The organism is Paenibacillus sp. FSL H7-689, from assembly GCF_000517905.1.
In the GTDB taxonomy this organism is placed as follows: Bacteria; Bacillota; Bacilli; order Paenibacillales; family Paenibacillaceae; genus Paenibacillus; species Paenibacillus amylolyticus.
The window spans coordinates 227,389-248,204 of sequence record NZ_ASPU01000054.1 but is presented as its reverse complement, the minus strand read 5'-3'; the positions used below and the strand labels follow the sequence as shown (position 1 = coordinate 248,204).

At 46.0% G+C, this 20,816-nt stretch carries 16 protein-coding genes; 9 read left to right on the top strand and 7 right to left on the bottom strand.

Annotated elements, in window-relative coordinates; translation table 11 throughout:
- Positions 1-7: 7 nt before the first annotated feature.
- Positions 8-703 carry a 5'-methylthioadenosine/adenosylhomocysteine nucleosidase gene (locus C170_RS23540; protein WP_036614687.1) on the top strand — a complete coding sequence of 232 codons (696 nt, stop codon included), beginning with the start codon at positions 8-10 and terminating at the stop codon, positions 701-703.
- Between the two features lie 137 nt (positions 704-840).
- On the opposite strand, the gene C170_RS23535 is transcribed toward C170_RS23540, so the two are convergent.
- Complete coding sequence (locus tag C170_RS23535) at positions 841-1,473, bottom strand: GNAT family N-acetyltransferase (RefSeq protein ID WP_036614684.1); 633 nt, start codon at positions 1,471-1,473, stop codon at positions 841-843.
- A gap of 298 nt (positions 1,474-1,771) precedes the next feature.
- Here C170_RS23535 and acsA point away from each other — a divergent pair, with 298 nt between their 5' ends.
- Complete coding sequence (gene acsA, locus C170_RS23530) at positions 1,772-3,496, top strand: acetate--CoA ligase (protein WP_036614682.1); 1,725 nt, start codon at positions 1,772-1,774, stop codon at positions 3,494-3,496.
- Between the two features lie 238 nt (positions 3,497-3,734).
- On the opposite strand, the gene C170_RS23525 is transcribed toward acsA, so the two are convergent.
- The 3 genes from C170_RS23525 to rpsD all read right to left on the bottom strand — a co-directional run bounded on the left by C170_RS23525 (position 3,735) and on the right by rpsD (position 9,953).
- Positions 3,735-6,830, bottom strand: coding sequence for a transglycosylase domain-containing protein (locus C170_RS23525; RefSeq protein ID WP_036614680.1), 3,096 nt, complete (start codon positions 6,828-6,830; stop codon positions 3,735-3,737).
- A 229-nt stretch (positions 6,831-7,059) separates the two neighbouring features.
- The gene (locus tag C170_RS23520) at positions 7,060-9,165 is read right to left on the bottom strand and encodes a methyl-accepting chemotaxis protein (protein WP_036614678.1); all 2,106 of its coding nucleotides are present in this window, start codon (positions 9,163-9,165) and stop codon (positions 7,060-7,062) included.
- 188 nt (positions 9,166-9,353) lie between these two features.
- The gene (rpsD, locus tag C170_RS23515) at positions 9,354-9,953 is read right to left on the bottom strand and encodes a 30S ribosomal protein S4 (RefSeq protein ID WP_017687421.1); all 600 of its coding nucleotides are present in this window, start codon (positions 9,951-9,953) and stop codon (positions 9,354-9,356) included.
- 465 nt (positions 9,954-10,418) lie between these two features.
- Between rpsD and C170_RS23510 the strand changes: the two genes are divergently transcribed.
- The 5 genes from C170_RS23510 (at position 10,419) to C170_RS23490 (ending at position 15,489) form a co-directional block, all read left to right on the top strand.
- On the top strand, positions 10,419-12,410 hold the full coding sequence (locus C170_RS23510) for a sensor domain-containing diguanylate cyclase (protein ID WP_036614676.1): 1,992 nt from the start codon (positions 10,419-10,421) through the stop codon (positions 12,408-12,410).
- 133 nt (positions 12,411-12,543) lie between these two features.
- Positions 12,544-13,401 carry a hypothetical protein gene (locus C170_RS23505; protein ID WP_036614661.1) on the top strand — a complete coding sequence of 286 codons (858 nt, stop codon included), beginning with the start codon at positions 12,544-12,546 and terminating at the stop codon, positions 13,399-13,401.
- Between the two features lie 111 nt (positions 13,402-13,512).
- The gene (locus C170_RS23500; protein ID WP_036614660.1) at positions 13,513-14,628 is read left to right on the top strand and encodes an aminopeptidase; all 1,116 of its coding nucleotides are present in this window, start codon (positions 13,513-13,515) and stop codon (positions 14,626-14,628) included.
- A gap of 96 nt (positions 14,629-14,724) precedes the next feature.
- Positions 14,725-14,970 (top strand): HPr family phosphocarrier protein, encoded by a 246-nt coding sequence (locus C170_RS23495; protein WP_036614658.1) that lies wholly within the window; start codon positions 14,725-14,727, stop codon positions 14,968-14,970.
- 225 nt (positions 14,971-15,195) lie between these two features.
- Complete coding sequence (locus tag C170_RS23490; RefSeq protein WP_036614657.1) at positions 15,196-15,489, top strand: YlaN family protein; 294 nt, start codon at positions 15,196-15,198, stop codon at positions 15,487-15,489.
- Between the two features lie 375 nt (positions 15,490-15,864).
- Here the strand turns inward: C170_RS23490 and cax are convergent, their stop codons facing one another.
- Positions 15,865-16,935, bottom strand: a complete 1,071-nt coding sequence (gene cax, locus C170_RS23485; protein ID WP_036614655.1) for a calcium/proton exchanger — start codon at positions 16,933-16,935, stop codon at positions 15,865-15,867.
- A 184-nt stretch (positions 16,936-17,119) separates the two neighbouring features.
- Between cax and C170_RS23480 the strand changes: the two genes are divergently transcribed.
- Positions 17,120-17,482 carry an Asp23/Gls24 family envelope stress response protein gene (locus C170_RS23480; protein WP_017687428.1) on the top strand — a complete coding sequence of 121 codons (363 nt, stop codon included), beginning with the start codon at positions 17,120-17,122 and terminating at the stop codon, positions 17,480-17,482.
- A gap of 128 nt (positions 17,483-17,610) precedes the next feature.
- On the opposite strand, the gene ftsW is transcribed toward C170_RS23480, so the two are convergent.
- Complete coding sequence (ftsW, locus tag C170_RS23475) at positions 17,611-18,900, bottom strand: putative lipid II flippase FtsW (protein ID WP_036614653.1); 1,290 nt, start codon at positions 18,898-18,900, stop codon at positions 17,611-17,613.
- A gap of 13 nt (positions 18,901-18,913) precedes the next feature.
- Positions 18,914-19,261 (bottom strand): YugN family protein, encoded by a 348-nt coding sequence (locus C170_RS23470; protein ID WP_036614650.1) that lies wholly within the window; start codon positions 19,259-19,261, stop codon positions 18,914-18,916.
- A gap of 210 nt (positions 19,262-19,471) precedes the next feature.
- On the opposite strand from C170_RS23470, the gene C170_RS23465 reads away from it, so the two are divergent.
- A complete protein-coding gene (locus tag C170_RS23465) occupies positions 19,472-20,641 on the top strand; it encodes a M20 family metallopeptidase (protein ID WP_036614645.1) in 1,170 nt (389 codons plus the stop codon).
- The last annotated feature ends 175 nt before the right edge of the window (positions 20,642-20,816 follow it).

The following is a 20,816-nucleotide window of genomic DNA, read 5'->3' as shown; positions in this document are numbered from 1 at the left end:
TCAGAAGATGAGTGAAACGATGGGGATTATCGGAGCGATGGATGAGGAAGTCGAGCTTTTGCTGGCAGGTATGAAGCAGCTTGAGACGGTTAAACAAACCGGCATTACATACGTTGCAGGCGAGTGGCTGGGCAAGCAAATTGTCGTGTGCAAATCCGGCGTAGGCAAAGTAAATGCAGCGGTTACAACGCAGATCTTGATTGATCGTTTTCAAGTTAATCGGATTATCTTCACAGGTGTTGCGGGTGCAGTTAACCCGGAGCTGAACATTGGAGATATGGTTATATCGTCTGTATGTGTTCAGCACGACATGGATGTAACGCCACTGGGGTTCGCACGCGGGGTTATTCCTTACCAGGAGACATCTGCATTCCCTGCCGAAGCTTCGCTTATTAAACTGGCTGAAGAAGCATGTAAAGCTCAGGGAGCCAATTACCTGATCGGTAAAGTGTTATCTGGAGACCAATTTATTGCGAATAAAGATACGGTTAACATGTTATATACTGAAATGGACGGTGCATGTGCCGAGATGGAAGGGGCAGCAGTTGCCCAGGTCTGTTACATGAATCGAGTACCGTTTGTTGTCCTGCGTGGGATGTCAGATAAAGCGGATGGTTCGGCGCATGTTAACTTTGCTGAATTTACCGTGGAATCTTCTCAGCGTTCACACCGTATTGTGGAGCATATGTTAGAAAATATGTAATGGCATAAATTACGATTGCAATGCCAACCCAAAATCAATGAAAAACCGCCTTTTGATTAGCTGTTCCATGAAGTATGGAGCAACGCTGCGAGAGGCGGTTTTTGTTATGTATATCGTTTTTCGAACAGATCATTGAATTAGTACATGAACCGATGGCGGAAGCGTACACGATCAAACTGTTCTTCCGATGTGATGGGCACCTGACTTCCGATACGTACCATTAAACAGTTCGCAGGATGTGAACAGATTTCGGGGTCGTCTGTTGCATACCAGGTCATGTCGATCGTTTCCATCAGCCTCTCCATCATTTTGCGATAATCCCATACGTTTAGTCCGCTGCCCTTCAAATCCCAATGCCAATAATATTCTGTGGTGAAAATAATGTAGTTCTCCATGCATTTATCTTCCAAAGCGGTAAGTAACATCTCACGTCCAATGCCAAGCGAGCGATAGTCGTCCGCAACCTCGATTGCCCCAAGCTCAATCAGATCAGTCATATTACCCTCGGACCAGCGCTCACAATCATCCGCATAGTGAAAGGTTACATAGCCAATAATCGTTTCATTTTCATGTGCGATGATAATTCGCCCTTCAGGCAATGCTGCGATCTCGGCCAGAGCTTCTTGCTGCTCCGTTGGGCGCCGAAAGGCATCCAGATCCGGATGGAAGGCAAGACGCGTTATGTCCTTGGCCTGCACGGGGCCTTCAACAGTAATTCGGTGGCCGGACTTGAAGATGGAACGCATATGATGTTCTTTGATATGTTCCATGGTTCATGCTCCTCTCTTTCCTACTTATAGAGGTTGTTCTTCAAAAGGAACGCTATAGCAAAAATCCAAAAAATTGAAAAGCCATAGACGACAATTGAAAAGATTTGCTATAATTGCGTAGACAAAAAATGTTCACAATTCAACACAGTATAATTAACATCTGTTTGGCCGAGCAAGTACATGATGAGAAGTTCTCTCTACTAATGTAAGCGCTAACTGGAAGTTCAGTCAACACAAAGGCAATGAGAAATGACCCCTAACGGGAATCGAAATGTCGAGTTGAAGGAGGCTGGCAAGCATGAGTCAAGCACATGGTGAGATGCTGCAAACGGTTGTGTCTGAATCTAATCTGGGCGATTACACGGAGGCGAGAAGCCGGTTCGATTGGGAATCGGTGGAAAGGCACTTTACGTGGCACGCCAGCGGAAAAGTAAACATGGCGCATGAAGCGATTGATCGTCATGTACTGGAAGGAAGGGGCGGAAAAACCGCTTTATTGTATAGCGATGCTTCACGTGAAGAGTCCTATACTTTCGCTGATCTGAGTGAACAGTCGAGTCGGTTCGGGAACGTTCTCCGCAAATATGGCATAGTCAAAGGGGAACGGGTGTTTATTTTTATGCCTCGAAGTCCTGAGCTGTATTTTAGTCTCTTGGGTATATTGAAAGCTGGAGCTATCGCGGGACCGTTGTTCGAGGCTTTTATGGAAACGGCTGTGAAGGATCGGCTGGAGGATAGCGGAGCAGTAGCACTGGTTACCACTCCGGAATTACTGAAGCGCATCAAACGTTCCGAATTGCCCGAACTCAAACATATATTTATTGTGGGTGGGGGCGTGCAGACTGAAGAAGGACTCATCGATTTTGATGCAGAGATGTCTGCCGCTTCGGATGAGATGGAAGTAGAGTGGCTGAATCGTGAGGATGGTTTGCTTATTCATTATACCTCAGGCTCTACGGGTAAACCCAAAGGGGTGTACCATGTTCAAAATGCCATGATTCAGCACTATTATACAGGTAAGGTTGTTCTGGATTTACGTGAGGATGATGTGTACTGGTGCACTGCTGACCCTGGTTGGGTGACAGGGACCTCTTACGGTATCTTTGCTCCATGGCTCAACGGAGTGACCAATGTGATACGGGGTGGGCGTTTCAGCCCTCAAGATTGGTACAGCACTATCCAGAAGAATAAAGTCACGATCTGGTACAGTGCACCAACGGCCTTTCGTATGCTGATGGGAGCGGGAGAAGAGACCATTGCCCAGCATGATCTGAGCAGTCTGCGTCATGTCATGTCTGTCGGTGAACCGCTCAATCCGGAGGTAGTTCGTTGGGGGTGGAAAGCCTATGGTCAGCGAATTCATGATACATGGTGGATGACAGAAACAGGTGCACAGCTGATCTGTAACTATCCCGGAATGCCGATCAAACCTGGCTCCATGGGACGTCCGTTGCCTGGAATCGAAGCAGCGATTATTGATGATCGCGGGCAGGAATTGCCGCCGTACAGTATGGGTAATCTGGCCATACGGACACCTTGGCCATCCATGATGGCGAAGATCTGGAATAACCCTGTGAAATACGAGGAGTATTTCAGGCTTACGGGCTGGTATGTATCCGGTGACTCCGCTTATATGGATGAAGAAGGATATTTCTGGTTCCAGGGACGTATTGATGATGTGATTAATTCGTCAGGCGAGCGTATCGGCCCCTTTGAGGTGGAGAGCAAGCTCGTGGAGCATCCTGCGGTAGCTGAGGCGGGTGTAATCGGTAAGCCGGATGTGACACGTGGGGAGATCATCAAAGCCTTTGTGGCGCTTCGTGAAGGATATGAGGCGACACCGGAGCTGAAAGAAGAGATCTATCGTTTTGTTAAAGAGGGCCTGTCTGCCCACGCTGCTCCGCGTGAGATTGAGTTTAAGGATAAACTGCCCAAGACTCGTTCCGGAAAGATCATGCGCCGTGTCCTGAAAGCCTGGGAGCTTGATCTGCCAACAGGAGATCTATCCACCATTGAAGACTAACGCGACAGTGCTAGGATCATCAATGTGGTGCTATCGATACCGATACATTGAGTAGTGGGGAGAAGTTAATACTCTACGAAGCCAAATATAGTGACTCTACCCATTAAAATGGATTGTAAAAGCCTGCTTTATGCCAATGGCATGAAGCAGGCTTTTTGGCTGCTGTAAATACAAATAAAAAGCCGCACACTCAGATACAGTCTGAGGATGCGGCTTGTTTTGGAACGCTATGCCTGAATCAGGGTTGAAAATGTAGGGCTGCAGAAGGTTCGGATTCACCCGCACTGTTGCTGGCAGATACCTTGAACCATCCACTGGTCGATGCGGGTACTCCATAATCCATGGTATTTCCCGCTGTTGTTCCAATTTTGGTATAAGGAGCCGAGCCTGTTTCACTGTAATATACAGTATAACTATCTGCGTTTGGACTGGCCGCCCATTGAATACGCAGTCCTTGAGTGAGGGCAGATACGCTGACTTGACCAGGTGTGCCTGGGGTTGTCGTTGTTGTATTATCGGTCTGCGTTTCTCCCGGCGTAACGACTGTACCTGGAACTTCAATCGGTTCATCAATCTCTTCTTCCACAGGAGGAGCTACACCAGCACTATTTACTGTAGCGCTAGGAGCAGATTCTCTGCCGGCAACATCCACTGCCGTTACATAGAAGGCGAAGTTACCGCCTTGCGCTGCATATGCAGAGAATGATCTGGATTCACCAGCTAAGACAACCTGACCCTGGTTCTGGAATCCTCCACCGTTTACTGAACGGTACAGACGATAACCCACGACATCATTTTCAGGTGTGGCATTAAATGTAATGACAGCTCTATCACCTGAGGTTGAGATGCGTACGTTGCCTGGTGCATCAGGAGCTTTGCCGTTATCTGTCCTTGGATCAATCTGTGTTGGCATGTCTGCACCAGCATCTTCAGGAAGATAATAAGCAAGTGACTCATGTCGACTCATACGTGAGAATGCATTTTGCAATTCTTTGATGAGATCCGAGATTGGTTTTTTACGCTTAATTACTGTTTTTTCCTTCAACATGTCCGAAGGTGTTCCGTCACGCGGAATATAGTTTACACCATTGTAAGTAATGTACCTAGCTTTGGAGACACCGTCATCGCTATCCTTCGGAACAAACTTGCTGTTGAAAATATCCGTAACAAATTTGTCAGTCATGGATGTTGGCAACTTGCCACTGTATGCAGACACCGTGCGCGTTTCGATGCCAGACGGTTTTTTGAACGAATCCGTAACGAACAGATCTTTTTGCGTATCGATCACTTCGTTCAGGATTTTCGACCACAGTTGCTGCGCACGTTTTCTCTGTGATTTACTTTCCAGCGTATTCACGGGCTGTTTGTATCCAACCCACACACCAAGTGTGACATCTGGTGTATAACCTTCAAACCACACATCTGCGTAGTTTTGAGTGGAACCCGTTTTACCTACGATTGGCACACTCTTGGAATATTTGTAATTTTCACGTACTTTATCTGCCGTTCCTTCTGTAATAACGGTCCGCAGCATATCGGTCATCAGGTATGCTGTCTGCTCCGAGAAGGCTTGGACAGGTTCAGTATCGTGTTTATAAACGATGTTTCCTTTGGAATCTACAATTTTGCTAATCATGTAAGAATCGTTATATACACCCTTATTGGCGATAGCACCATAGGCACTGGTTAATTCTTCAACCGTTACACCGTATTGGAGACCTCCGAGAACACCAGTCTGAGCCTGATAGTCTTCCTTCTGAATGGTGGTAATCCCCAGTTTCTTGGCGAAGGTCCAAGCCTTCTCGATCCCCACTTCTTCATTAAACAACTTCAGAGCTGGTATATTGAGAGAATAATTCAGTGCTCTGCGGGCAGTGACTAGTCCCTGATACCGGTTGTTGGCATTCTTGGCAATGTGGTATCCGCTCGGACCATTTTTGAGAATGATCGGTGAGTCATCAATAATTGAAGCAGGTTGGACCAGACCCTCATCCAGAGCTGGCAGATAAGCTGCAATAGGTTTCATCGTTGATCCTGGCTGACGTACCATCTGTGTTGCATAGTTCATCTGTTCGTCCTGGAAATCCCGACCCTCAATCATCCCTAGAATTGCACCGGTTTTGTGATTAATCAGCATAGCAGCAGTTTGTTCTTTCCCTTTGACAGGATCATCTGCTGAGAAATTGCTGTCATCTTCCGCAATGGTACGCATCGTTTTGTAAATACTTTTGTTGATGGTCGTGTATATACGATATCCACCTGTCCGCAGTTGCGTCTGAGCTTCCTCTAATAATGCACTGCTTTCCTTCTGAGGTGTGTCTGCATCCGTAGCTTTGTCTGTAGATTCAGCTGTGTCGGAATTCAACTGTTTCATCAAAATCTGTGCAGCTTGTCGTTCCGTTTCCATCATAAGATATGGATAAGTGTTGTAAGCCTTGATGGTCTTCGGAGCGAGTGCGCTTTTGATATCAAAAGCTAGAGCTTCGTCATGCTCGGACTGATTGATTTTGCCCAGTTCAAGCATACGGCGCAGTACCAGATGCTGACGGTTGATTGCGCGGTCAAAATTCTCCTCTACAAAATCACCTTTACCGTTAAAAGCAGAGTAAGAGGAGGGGAGTTGTGGCAATCCAGCAAGATAAGCAGCTTGAGCGATGTTGATTTTTTCCAGATCGTTAATATTGAACAATCCTTTGGCGGCTGCTTTGATTCCGTAAACGTTGTATCCGCTGGAACCATTACCAAAAGGAACTTTGTTCAGATAGGCTGTCATGATCTCATCTTTGGTCAGGAAACGTTCGAGTCGGAGTGAGAGCAAAATTTCTTTCACTTTCCGATCTTCTGTGCGATCCAGATTCAAAAACACACGACGCGCCAATTGCTGAGTCAGTGTACTACCGCCGGTTTGTACTGATTCTTTCAGCACTTTCTGTTTCACGGCACGTAGGGTTCCGCTCATGTCTACACCTTTATGTTCGTAAAAATGATTGTCTTCAATTGAAACGACAGCATCAATAACCTTCTGTGGGATCTGGTCCGTAGTGACCGGACGCCTGTCTTCTTCCGTACGTAATTGACCGATCGGACTGCCGTCGGCAAAGTAAGCAAAGCCTGTGATGGAGTTTTCGCTGACTTTTTGTTCAATCAGGGCCCTTGAACGGACAGGCTCGTCTTTCACAATGGAACTGACGTATCCCATCAAAGCACCGCCTACAAATAGTGCCCCCATAAAGCCAAGGACAACCATCCATTTGATGAAACTTCCCAGTCTGCGGGCAAAGCTACGCTTGCGTACAGGCTGTTCATCGGGCTTTTTCTTATTAACATCAACCATTCAGTGTCTTCCTCCTTTTAACAGCACTTATTATAGCATAAAAAGGCGGGTTTGCATGCCTGAGAAATACAAGTAATGGTCGAAATTTGCCATTCTGCCATGCATTATGCTATATATCATGCGATATTGAAGCACATTTCATGAGTTGTAAGCCAAAATAAGCAGGCCACCTCCATGCTGAGGTGCATAGGGTGACCTGAATGATGTGTCGTATTGGAGGTCTTCTACATTAGGTTTTAAAGCGTTGAATCAGCTCTAATAGTTCCTGGGTAAGATTAGCCAGTGAGGCAGATGCCGCCGTAATCTCTTCCATGGATGCGAGTTGTTCTTCAGAGGCAGAGGCGACACGAGTTGCGTGATCTGCTGTCTCATGACCAATGGTTTTGAGTTGCACTAACGTGGCATCAACCTGTTGTGATCCAGCTGACATCTGCTGCGCAATGGCTGAGACATGCTCAATCTGCTCATTAACATCTGAAATCTGTGATGAAATCGAGAGGAATAGTTCACCACTCTCATTAATCACTTCCGCTATATGGCTCACCTCGGCATTCCCATGCTCCATATTTTCAACGAGAGAAAGGACCTCTTGCTGAACACTATGAATTAACGCTGCAATCTGCGCTGCCGATACTCTGGATTGTTCAGCCAGATTACGAATCTCGGAAGCAACTACACCGAACCCGCGCCCGTGTTCACCTGCTCGCGATGCTTCAATGGAAGCATTAAGTGCAAGTAGGTTGGTTTGACGGCTAACTTCCGTGATCATGCCTGTAATATGGCCAATCTCTTCCGAACGTTGGCGGAAATTCTCCAGTGCGGTCATGGACGTCTGCACAGAAGAGGTGGTGCTATCAACCATACGCATGGCGGACTGAATCTTATCGGTCCCAACAGTTGTTCGCTCAGCCACAGTTCGCGATGAATCGGATACATCGGAGGCGGCCTTTGCAATTCTTCCGATCCCTGCAGATATTTCATTCATGGAACGGGAGGACTCTTGCAGCTCCTGCACCTGTTTACCTGCTTTATCTGCAAGTTCGACTCCTGTTAATGCAATCAGTTCGGCTGCTTTACCTGTTTCTTCGGCACCTGCGGTCAACTGTTGAGAGGTGGAGCCGACAGATAAAGCATGTTCGGATATAACCGATATGGTATGTCGCAGTGTATCCATCATCTGATTCATATGACCCGCCATAACGCCAAATTCATCTTTGGATCGTACAGGTAACTTTTGTGTCAAATCCCCGCCAGCCAGCTGTCCAGCGACGATATTAACTTGATTCAACTGCCTTACAATGGAGACGATGGTGTAGGTAACCACACTTGCAAGCAGAAGTACTGCCAGTGCGGCAATCAGTATGGACCAGTTCAAGCTGTCATAGAAGGGTTGAAGGATATGGCTCTTTGGCAGCGCCGATACAAGGTACCAGTTTGAATCTGTTCCTTGTAACCTGGCAGGCTCGGCAATAAATAGTTCTTCACCTACTTCAGGGTCTGTAGCGTAAAACTGAGACTCGCCAGACTGTATACGCTGAATGACTGTCTTCATCTCAGATGGAATTACGGCTCCTTCATTAGCCAGTTCCGGTTTGGAGCCGTGTGCAGCAATCTGTCCTTCACTAGTAATAAGCATGGCATAACCCTGATCGGGATTAAGTGATGCTATATTTTGCTGAAAACGATCAATGGTAAAGTCGGCCCCAACAATGCCTAGAAAATTTTTGTTTTCATCTAATAGAGGGAGGACAATCGAAACGAGCAGTGTTTCTTTTCCGCCAACCGTGTAGGTAACAGGTTCGGACCAATAGATGGATTTGGTTTTCTTTGGCTGCTGATAGTAAGTACTAGTTTCACCGCTTCCCTCATAAGTAGGCATAGGCTCAAAATGCAGGGAGTTGCCATCACGTATAACGTATGGAACGAATCGACCCGTAGCATCATCATATTCTTTTTTGTTGATGTGCTCCGCATCGTTTCCATCAAAGGCATTTGGTTCCCAGCCCGTATAAAAGCCAAAAACTTTCTCGTCCTTCTTCAGATATTGTTCAAGGAGTCTGACGACTTCTTCACGGTTGAGTGATCCGTTCTGAGCTGCATCCAATAACGTGGTACTCATGGTGTCCAACGTGTTTTTCACCTGATTAATGTCAGTCATAAACTCATTCGTAGCCCGGTTTGCTGCCTGTCCAGCAACGGTTTCGCCGTACTGGAGGCTTTTGTCGTAAATGGATTTGGTATTAAATGCAATCAGGGCTCCAATACAACAGAGTAATACGATCCCGAGTAAAAGTCCAAGCTTAACAGCGAGCTTGCGATTGCGAAAAAAATGCATGTTTTAATCCCCCTCGATGTCATTCTTGTGATGTATATATGGATGTGTGCTTCTCCTGAAGGGAGTCTATATTTTATATCGTTATTTACGTTCCTATAATGAAGATAATTAAAAAAAAGCATAGAAAAACAGCTGTCGAGAAAATCTCGACAGCTGTTTGGGTTGAAACTTTAATGTGATTGCAACGATTAACGGTTGTAGAACTCGACGATTTGTTTTTCATCGATGTCTTGGGACAATTCAGCACGCTCAGGCAAGCGGATGAATTTACCTTCTACAGCTGCTTCGTTGTATTCAACGTATGCTGGAAGATGCGAACGGCCTTCCAAAGCTTCTTTAATGGAAGAAAGAGCGCGGCTCTTCTCACGCAAGCCGATTACATCGCCAGTGCTTACTTGGTAAGAAGCGATATCGACTTTTTTACCGTTTACAGTTACGTGACCGTGTGCTACCAACTGACGCGCTCCAGCGCGGGAGTTAGCAAACCCAAGGCGGTAAACGAGGTTGTCAAGGCGGCACTCAAGCAAGAACATGAAGTTCTCACCGGCAATACCTTGCATTTTTTGAGCTTTAGAGAACAGTGTGCGGAATTGCTTCTCGCCCAAACCGTACATGTGACGCAATTTTTGTTTTTCTTGCAATTGCATACCGTAGTTGCTGATTTTTCTGCGTTGGTTAGCTCCGTGCTGACCTGGAGGGAAAGGACGTTTCAATTCTTTGCCTGTTCCGCTAAGGGAAATGCCGAGGCGACGGCTCAATTTAAATTTAGGACCAGTGTAACGTGCCATGTTTAAAGTAGCTCCTTTTTAGTTAAAGTTCATATTAGGGCTCTGTTTGCGCTCCAATTTGTTGATGCGGGCTTGGCCACGCATAGAACGATCAGGAAAGTTCAGCCGCTGTCCTGAAAGCAACAAAAAGAATGAGGGTGACACAACCGGTAATGCCCAAATTTAAAGACCCATTAGTAGTCTTCATCAACAATTTATATTACAGTTTAAGAGAAACAAAGTCAAGCGCAGAATAAAAGCAAAAAAACGTCTAAATTTGTCGATAGGTCATTGGGCCTAAAATAATGGGACAATTTTCTGAAATATGGATGCAAAAATGGTTTAAACAGAGTAAAATAGATTGTATCTTAACTTTAAATCATCTTTATGTAACAAGGTTATCGCAACGAATTTGCAGGTTTGCGATAACGTCTGCAGATTAATGCATCCTGGCGGATGCAAAAACGGTGCAAAGGAGCGCCTGACATGTTAGAACATCTAAGAAGTTTACCTGCCAGCTTGAATTCACGAAGTTCGGGCGATTCCGCATCTTTTGCCGCTCCTCGTTCTCATGAAGAGCATGTGTTGTGGATGCAAAAAATGGATATCACACCTTTTGATTTTTCATATTTGGGCAGCTTGCTAGAGCAGGCATACAGTGACTGGAACTCCAGAGTGGGTTCAAGGCTGGCCAGACCATCAACCTTTTACAGCGTGTGGAACACGGAAGGTGATTGCATAGGATTCGATAGCGATCATGAAGCTGATCCGGGCGTAAATGCACGCAGGCTGGTATTGGAATGTTTGGATAAGAGACAGGCCCTGTCCCTTAAAGGGACAAGCGAACACGGAGAATATCTTATAATAACACATCCCTTATTCTCCAGAACTAACAAGGATATGTTTGCCGTATTCACTGCTGTGATCTATGAATCCAATGGATATGAAACGTCTGAAGCTGTGGTTCAATCTGAGGCATTGCATTATCACACCTGCTTTTACCGAAGATTCGAATACATATTTATGACGGACCTGTTACATGCTCATGAACAAACAGCTCGTGAGGAACACCGGAGGTCCATCCTCTTTCAGATTGTTCAGCGAATGCATGACAAAATGGATGTCGAGGCCATATTGGATGAGGTATTTGACAGTATGGATTACTTGTACCCGGCCACTTATATCAAATTGTATATGTCTCAGGATCAGAGCAACTCTGATCCACGGATTAAACCGTTGCTTGTCCACGAGCGAGGAGAAGATATTTGTGTGCGTTCATTTATGGAAGGTAAGCTGATCGTTGCTCGCTCACATGATGCAGAGAACCGCATTGTAGATGTAGGGATTCCGCTGAAAGGCAAACAAGGCATATACGGTGTGTTCCATATCGAAATGAATGAAGAGATTATGGAAGAATCGGACTTGCAATTGATTACGATGATGGTAGACACTGCAGGAACGGCCTTTGAGAACGCCAAGTTGCATGAACAATCCAATATGTTAATTCAGGAACTTCGTTTAATTAATGATCTTACACAGCGGTTGAACAAGAGTCTGCATCTTTCGGAGATTTATCAACTATCCGAACAAGAGTTAAAGGAAATATTCCAGGCTGAAACGTGTTGCATTCTTCAACTCAATGACAGTACAAATGACTTCGAAGTCATGTCATCTAACGTGAAAGATGTTTTTCACCAATCCTTTTCTGTAGACTACGGTATCGCAGGTTTGGTCTATCGAACAGAGGAACCGCTTATTATAGCCAATTATGCGCAATTTGATAAAGTGTCCTCCTTTTTCATGGAAGATACTGGATCAATGTCACTGATTGCATCACCGATCAGAGTCAATGGTGAAGTGAAGGGTGCCATTTTGCTGGGACACAGTAGAGAGCACTACTTTTCATATGATAACTATAGGCTCTTGCAGATGTTATCTATTCATATCGGGCTTGCCCTGTCAAATGCCACGCTGCATGCCGAGGTTCGGCGCTTGGCTAATCTGGATATGTTGACAGGTCTGTACGTGAGGCATTATCTGGACAGTGTGATTCACGAGCGACAGGCTCATGAATTCTGTGGCTCCCTCATTGTGGTGGATATTGATCAGTTCAAACAGGTGAATGACACGTTCGGACACCAGACGGGGGATCAAGTATTGAAGCAAGTGAGTGAGATCGTCACCAGCTCTGTTCGCTCGGAGGATGTCTGCGCCAGATGGGGTGGAGAAGAACTGGCGATCTATATGCCACAGGTGAGTGTAAGGCAGGCGTTAGATTATGCGGAAGTGATTCGAAAGAGAGTCGCAGAAGAGACCAGACCGCCCGTTACGGTATCCAGTGGCATCGCAGAGTGGAGTTGGATGGATGAAAAGGTCAGTGTAGAGTCCTTGTTTTATCGGGCTGATATGGCTTTGTACAGCGCCAAGAATGGTGGTCGGAACAGAATCGTTGTAGAGGAACAGGAAGTAACACGTTAAGAGAGAACAATTCCAATTGCGGAGTCGTTCTCTTTTTTTTGTGCATCGCAGATCAAGATGTGTATAGAAGAAGTATAAGCGTATACGGGCGGGGCAATCTATGGAGAAAGTTCACGGAAGGGTGAAGATAGACATGTTTAATCGCCATTCGGTACGTACATTATGGTTATTTGTGAGCATCGTGATTATTGGTGTTCCGGGTTGTGGATTAATGCAGCGAGATCAAACGCCTGAGGAGGTTTTTTCCTTGGCTTTATCGGGGATAGCGGGAAAAGAAACGTTGAGTTTTGAAGGAGAGGCAGGACTTCGACGGGAGAACAGTGGGCTGTTTGAAAATCAGTTCAAATTTGAAGGCAAGCTGGAGAATCATGATCGTCTGACCCTTCAGACCCGCTTACCTGGAGAAGTAACTGCTGTGGGGACAGGCATTCAAACAACTGCCGTAAAAAATAATGGACAGCCCAGTGGGTTTAGCGCCTCTTTTGAGCGGAAACAAGGGCAATGGACGGCATTGTCAGCGCAGCATGAGCCGCTGCGTGGGTCTCTTTCTCGATTTAACCCAATCGCCCAATTGGAGAAGATTGATGGGATGCACAAAACCATTCAATCCGAGTATGGGGCCGGTCGTCGAACCAGAACATTACGGATTGAACTTGCACCGGAAGACGCCAAATCATGGGCTGTAACCCAGCTAAACGACGAGATGAACGCCATTCGGGCAGAATATATGCATAAGGCAGCTACGGTGAAAGGGGCGCGTAAGGAGAAGCTTGAGAAGGATCTGGAGAAAGTTTGGAAACAGGGCGAAACAACGATGCAACAGATGATGAAACAAGCGAGCGTGCAGACGGTATATCATCTCACGGTAGATCGGAAGAGCAGTCTGCCTCTTCGCTTATCCTCTGAAAGTCAGATGAGTTACACGGACAACAACCGTAAAAGTAACAAAGAAGCCCTTGTCACCGATGTTAACTTCAAGTCATATCAATAAACGAAGTGAGGGACTGCCTGCTGACGGGATGACTGTTCGCGTGCTACAATAGTATCGTAATTTACCGTTGTTCAATTCAAGTATGGCAGATGACAGGAGGATTTTACCAAGATGAAAGACCCAAGAATTCAAAAGCTTGCAACAAACCTGGTGGGCTATTCAGTAGATGTACAGCCTGGTGAAAATGTTTTGGTTGAGATGATTGGATCGGAACGTGATCTGATTAACGCCATTATTGAAGAGGTAGGCAAAAAAGGTGGTAACGTCTTTGTACAGTTGACCGATAAAACCGTACAGCGTGCGATGCTGAAAAATGCCACAGAAGAAATGATGAAAACATGGGCAGAGATTGATCTAAACCGTATGAAACAGATGGATTGTTATATCGGTATTCGTGCGGGAGAAAATGTGAATGATCTGTCCGATGTGCCGGAAGAAAAAATGAAAATGTACAATTCATTGTACTCCCACCCGGTACATAGTGAACAACGTGTCAAACATACGAAATGGGTTGTACTGCGTTACCCTAACGCAAGTATGGCGCAACTCGCCAATACAAGTACAGAAGCGTTCGAAGATTTCTACTTCGACGTATGTAACCTGGATTACGCCAAAATGGACAAAGCGCAGGACTCGCTTGCTAACCTGATGAAGCGGACGGACAAAGTTCGTATCACCGGACCAGGAACAGAGCTGAGCTTCTCCATTAAAGATATCGGTGCAGAGAAATGTTCTGGCCAAAAAAATATCCCGGATGGCGAAGTGTACAGTGCCCCTGTGCGTAATTCCGTGAACGGAACGATTAGTTATAACTCGCCAACCCTGTATAACGGAGTGACTTTTGAAAATATCAAGTTCACCTTCAAGGATGGCAAAATTGTTGAAGCGACAAGTAACGATACAGAGCGTCTGAATGAAATCCTGAATTCGGATGAGGGTGCTCGTCATATCGGTGAATTCGCGATTGGATTTAACCCTCATATTCTGCATCCGATGAAAGATATCCTGTTCGATGAAAAAATCGCAGGCAGCTTACACTTTACGCCAGGTCAGGCGTATGAAGAAACCGACAATGGCAACCGCTCGTCCATCCACTGGGATCTCGTATTGATCCAGCGTCCGGATTATGGCGGCGGGGAGATTTATTTTGACGATGTGCTGATTCGTAAAGACGGTATCTTTGTCATTCCTGAGCTGGAATGCTTGAATCCGGACCGTTTGAAGTAGGAACAGGATTTTGCTGTTGCTAGGAAAGCGGATTCACGGTATCATGTAGTGGTAATTAATAGATGATACCAATAGTAAAAAGACGGAGGGATTCCTATGTCGAGTAATAACGCGGCTGTAGTAGAAATTGCTCAAACAGCAGGCAAGTTTACTTCTTCAATCGTGCTTCATTCGGAGAACAAGTATATCGATGTAAAAAGTATTCTCGGATTGTTTACAACGCTGATCAGCACGCACAGCTATGAACTGCATGTTCATGGTCCAGATGCAGTTGAAGCGAAAGCAGCCATGTCAGAAGTATTTGCCAAGCATGGACTGAATGTAAGCATCGCATCTGAGTAATAGCTCTCAAGAAGCACCTTTGCCTTTTTTGGCAGGGGTGTTTTTTGGCATGGAATGATCTGAATACTCGTCTGGACGTGACTGGAACAGGTGGATTAAGCTTCAACAAAAGGCTTAACTTTGCGGGCTTATTTTGGTCAGGTTCTTGTATTAGCTCTTCATTTCGTCTAATATTAGAGGTAGAACGTCTTTACGCGATTTTTGGGACATAGGGGGGAAAAATGCATGACTTCATCTGATCTGCAGGACCAGCTGAGTTTGAAAGCGATCAGTCTTCTTCAAGAAGATGCAGATAAAATACAGAAGCTTATTGAAGTACAGATGGAGAATCTGGCTACCCGCTACTGCCCTCTCTATGAGGAAGTATTGGATACACAGATGTATGGGTTCTCCAAAGAAGTTGATTTTGCTGTTCGTGCAGGGCTCCTTCCAGAAGGTGCAGGTAAGCAGCTGGTTAGCGCGCTTGAGCGGAATTTGGCAATTTTATATGAAGCCTTGAACAAAAAGAATGAGCAATAGCCTGCAAATGCGCGGGTCAGAATAGAAGGCATGCAGGCGTTTATGCATGCTTTTTTTGTGCGTCTGAACGGGATGGGGATACAACCAGCCGGAAGGCGTATACAAACAAAGAGACAGCACCGAATGTAAATTCGGACTGCCTCTTGTGGCTTGTATATTTTAGTGTTATATAAATTAAACTAAACATTTACACAAAACGGAGAGGACAGAAATAACCTGAAGAAGCGGAGCGTTCGCCTTTATCCCCGGATTTACCCCTTTATAAAAGGAATCAAAAAAATCAGGGGATAACAGCGATCGGAAGGTTGTTCTGTCATCGTAGTGGCCAGTGTAAATATTCTTTAGTTCAACTTATATCGCTACGTGAGGGCCTAGTTACACCAGGAAGAAGGATACACCGAGTATGATATATACCACGAGCAGGAGTAAACCTTCGTACCAATTCGTTGAACCATCTTGGGTGATGGACTTCGCAATAAATACGGATACGCCGATGGCGACCAACTCAATCGTTGTGAATACGATATCCATGGTTCTGCCTGTGAAGTAGCTGACAAAAATCAGTACAGGAGCAACGAAGAGTGCGATCTGCAAGCTGCTGCCAACCGCAATTTCAACGGCGGCTCCAATTTTATTTTTCATGGCAAGCATGATGGCTGCACTGTGTTCGGCCGCATTACCGATGATGGCCACAAGGAATGCACCGACAAACAGTTCGCTAAGTCCAAATTCCGAAGTGAAGACTTCGAGCGTGCCCACCAGCCATTCACTGACGAAGGCAACCATGACTGTTGCGAGCACCAGATAGAGGATTGATTTTTTCTTGGACCATCCCGGAGCATGCTCATGAGGTAGCTCTTCATCGCGATCCTCAGTGACGTCTGCGAGGTAGTTCTTATGTGTCACCATGGAGAATAGTAACCACGCAATATACGCGAGGATGAGCAATCCGGCCACGATGAGACTAAGTGTATTGGTGTCTTTCTGTGTAATGGAATGTGTATTGAGAAAGACTGCCGGAATAAACAGGGCAATGATGGCAACAATCATCAGGGAACCATTCAGACCTGCAAGTGAAACATTATAATTCTGAATTTTGAACTTGAGTCCTCCCGCAAAAATACTTAACCCGAGCACTAATAGCAGATTTCCGATGATAGAACCTGTCAGACTAGCTTTGACCATGTCGAAGAGTCCCTCTTTGACGAGGAAAATGGCGATGATCAATTCGGCAGCATTGCCGAAGGTGGCATTCAAGAATCCACCTAGCCGCTGTCCGGCGTAGTGGGCTACATTTTCGGTGGCTTTGCCTAAAAAACCGGCCACAAAAATAACCGAAATGGCTGATATCACGAACTGTAGAATCGAATCCCATTTCAAGTAGTGGGCGATGGCACTGAGTGCAAAGAACGCAATCAGCAAAATGGATGAAATCCGGTTTCTCACAACAAACACCTCGGTTATAAATTATTTTGTTTTTGAATTACACTGTAAATCGCTTATGAGATTATTTTCATATTTCAATATAACCAAATGGTGGTAGGTTGTAAACGCATCTTTTTGAGTTTAATTTGCTTTTTGGGGTGGAAAGGATTTAAAATACGAGTAACGAAGTGAAGGAGGATGTGGCATGGCAGAACAACTTCAACTGGAGAGCGGAAACATCCGGATTGCCGATGACGTGGTTGCAAAAATTGCCGGAATGGCTGCAATGGAAACACCCGGAATTGCCGCAATGTCTGGAGGATTGTCAGAGGGCTGGGCGAAGCGACTCAGCGGTAAAAACGTACAGAAAGGCGTGAGCGTTGAGGTCGGCCAGCTGGAAGCAGCCATTGACCTGCGCATCATCGTCCTGTACGAAACCCCGATTCATGAAGTTTCCCGTATGCTTCAGCAGAATGTAAGAGAAGCGGTAGAGACCATGACCGGATTACGCGTGGTTGAAGTCAATGTAAAGGTAGAAGGCGTATCTTTCAAAGGCGACGATCTGTAGAAATCGCAATCCGCAATGGAGGACAGAACGATATTGACCTGTTCTTCATCTTGATAGACAGAATTGTACCGAGTACACAGAAAAAGGCTGCGCATCCATTAGGTGCACAGCCTTTTTTGTGTTGTTTTTTATCGAATCCGACGGATGGACTCCCGTGAACGAAGAGCAGGAGAGGTACGAGTCTGTGTCTGTACAGTTACGGACTTCGTTTTCTCTTCCTTGATCACGTCCAGATTGTTGGTGCGTGAGATACTGAGCAGAATGCCCATGGCAACCATCATCACAAAGAGTGAGGTACCCCCATAACTGATAAACGGAAGCGTGACCCCCGTCACCGGAATGGTCTGAGTTACACCACCGATGTTGATAAATGCCTGAATCGCGATTAGTCCCATGATACCTATGCCGACCAATGTTCCGAATGGATCGGGACAGCGGAGAGAGACAATAATTCCGCGCCAGATGAAGTACAGGTAAACAAGCAGGAATAAGGCACTTCCGATGAATCCGAGTTCTTCCCCGATTACGGAGAAAATAAAGTCATTATACGCGTTTGGCAAATAGTGCAGCTTCATCGTACCTTGTCCAATCCCTGAACCTGTCATGCCGCCATCACCAATGGCAACAAGAGAACGGTAGAGGTTAAGACTTCCGCCATTAATATCGGACATTGGATCAAGGAAAGCCTGAATACGTCCGATCTTGTAGTTCTGCTCCGCAGTGACTGCTGTTGTAGCAGTCGTTGTGTCGGAAGGAGACATGGAAGAAAACAGGGAATTCGCTCCGAACGCCAGTGCCCCACCGAGTACAACCAGGAGAATCGAACCCAGGATATGTTTCATACTGGCTCCACCGGCATAGATCAAGAGACCACAGGTGGACACCAGAATGAAGGTGGTACCGAAGTCTGGTTGCAGCATAATCAGCCCTGCGATGAATCCAACGATGAACAAGACGGGAACGTACCCTGTCTTGAAAACCCTGAATTTCTCACCTTTTTTGGTAATAAGAGCAGAGAGATAGAGAATGATAGCAATTTTCGCGAACTCTGCAGGCTGAAGACTGAAACCAAAAATGTGAATCCAGCTTCGTGCACCGTTCAATACTGCACCTGAGATCAAAACAATCACCAGCATGACCGTAGTGAGCAGGAAAAAGGGTGCATAGAGCTTTTTGTACTTGTTGAAGCGGATATTCATGGCAAAAAACATGCCAAATAGACCGATAATCGCCCACATAAGTTGTTTTTTCGTGAAGTAAAGGGCATCATTGTTAAATTTATCGCTTGCGATTGCAATGCTGGAACTGGAGCTGAATACCATCACCAGTCCAAAGCCCACCAACAATAAAGTGAGGATTAGCAGTTGAAAATCCGGCGTGCCTCTCTTCGTTTTCGTTTGGGCCGTTTGTTGTTTCATCGTTTGGCCCAGCCTATGCTTCCAGCAGTTCTTTAAGCTGCTGTAATTTTTGGGCTGCCAGCTTCACGACTGGTTGCGGAACGGAAGAGTCATAATCCAGGCCGTGAGGGAAAGTGGCTTTGCCAAGGTATACTGCTTCAACAGCAAGAACGGTATCCGGTTTTTCCAATTTGCCTTCCACAGCGCGGGTATTAATGCGTACAAAGTATTCTGAGTTGGTTAGTTCATCTTCAATTTTGTAGTCATATGTAGCACGGTAATATTCCCATTGCCACCGGACAAATCCGACTTTCTCGGCGCTCTCATCCAGGTATGCCAAGTCGCTCTTCAAGCCATCCAAGCCTGTATTCTCAAAAATCATAAGCGTTTGATCCTCCTCATAAGCTTCCGAGTATAATTTCTCGAGTATTTCTCTAGTTCATGATAGTATGTTTCCCCTTCCCGTGCAAGCTTTCCGAAGGCGTTTCGTATCGGTTTTCTTCCAATTCTGCTACAATATACAGCAATAGGTTTGAAGAGGCAGGTTCGGGCTTGATCCAAGTCCCGTTCAAGATTGAAAGGGTGGAGAGACATGACTAATAATATATGGTGGGAAGATCTGCAGATCCACATGGTGGAATGGCGGCGTCACCTTCATCGCAATCCAGAGGTTTCCTTTCATGAGGAGAAGACATCCTCTTTTGTAGCGGATATGTTGGAGAGTTTTGGCGTTGAAGTGAGGCGTCATGTTGGTGGTCACGGGGTCATCGGTACCATTCGTGGGGACAAGCCGGGTCCTGTCGTCATGCTGCGAGCTGATATGGACGCACTGCCAATTCAGGATGAGAAGAATATCGAGTATGCGTCACAACAAGCAGGAGCGATGCATGCATGCGGCCACGATGGTCATATCTCGATCTTGCTCGGTACGGCGTTGTATTTTAGCCGTCACAAGCAGGAGGTCCAAGGAGAGATTCGCTTTTTGTTCCAGCCAGCAGAAGAACTGCTTCCGGGTGGTGCAGTTCAGGTCATTGCGGATGGTGCGCTTGAAGGCGTGGATGTCATATATGGCATTCATCTGTGGACCCCGTTGCCTATAGGTGTTGTTGCCAGTAAAGCAGGACCGATGATGGCGGCGGCGGACGATTTTTACATTGAGATCAAAGGCAAAGGTGGACATGGCGGGATGCCACAATCCACGATAGATAGTCTTATCGCGGGTTCTGCGCTTGTGATGCAGCTTCAGACCGTTGTCAGTCGTTCGGTGGATCCATTGCAACCCGCGGTGCTGACCATTGGTACAATACAGGCGGGCTCGGCTCAGAATGTAATTGCAGAGCAATGCAAAATGAGCGGTACGGTAAGAACGTTTGATGAAGAGACCCGAAACGGGATGAAAGAGCGCGTGCTTACCATGGTAGCCCAGACAGGGGCAGCTTATGGGGCAGAGACGCAAGTGAAATATATTATGGGATATCCGCCTGTGGTGAACGATGAACAGGAGACAGCACGTTTCTTCAGAGAAGCTACAGAATTATTTGGGGCAGAACGAGTGCAAGCTTCCCCAATGCTGATGCCAGCGGAAGATTTTGCGTATTATCTGCAGAAGGTTCCAGGGTGCTTTATGTTTGTTGGAGCAGGCAATCCGGATAAAAATGCGATCTATCCGCATCATCATCCGATGTTTGATTTTGATGAAGACGCAATGCAGACGGCCGTTAGATTGTTCATAGCTATGGCCAAGGGTTACACAGCCGAATGACTTTATAGCTAGTTGGGCATCCTGTTCATACCGAGGTATGGGCAGGATGTTTTTTTGTGGATTTTATAGATGTTGTTCAAAAAGTCCACTTCTCGGTACTGAAAACTAGACTTTTTGAACGTGCACTTAAAGTGGTTCATTTTCGGAAGCTGCCGGAACTGGACTTTTTTGTGAT